We start from the raw sequence: 324 nt of genomic DNA, 5'->3' as shown, positions 1-324 counted from the left end.
GGCAGAAGATGGCGGTCGGGCGGTCCTTCAGGGCAAGCAACTTGACGGTCGCGGCATAGCCGGCGCTGGCCGACCAGTCGCCCTCGACCACCAGCTCGGGATCGAAGGGGATGTCGGCGGTGGCCAAGGCGCGGCGATAGCCTTTCAGCCGGTCTTGCGCCGCCTGCATCCACGGCTCGCCGGTGATGGTGGCGATGCGGCGGTGGCCGTGGCTGATGAGATGCCGGGTGGAACTCTGGCCACCGGCGATCTCGGAAGGCACGACGGCCGGGAAGGCATAGTCGGCGGTGTAGCAGTTGAGCAGGATGACCGGGATATCGAGGC

At 67.9% G+C, this 324-nt stretch carries 1 protein-coding gene; it reads right to left on the bottom strand.

Features of this window, described 5'->3' with window-relative positions:
- Positions 1 to 324, bottom strand: a 324-nt coding sequence (locus tag EN818_RS31495; RefSeq protein ID WP_189524002.1) for a substrate-binding domain-containing protein, incomplete at both ends; no start/stop codon positions are given.

Origin of the sequence: Mesorhizobium sp. M3A.F.Ca.ET.175.01.1.1, assembly GCF_004791945.1 — a bacterium.
Lineage (GTDB): Bacteria > Pseudomonadota > Alphaproteobacteria > Rhizobiales > Rhizobiaceae > Mesorhizobium.
Note: the sequence above shows the minus strand (reverse complement) of the source record. Positions and strands in the feature narration are given on the sequence as shown.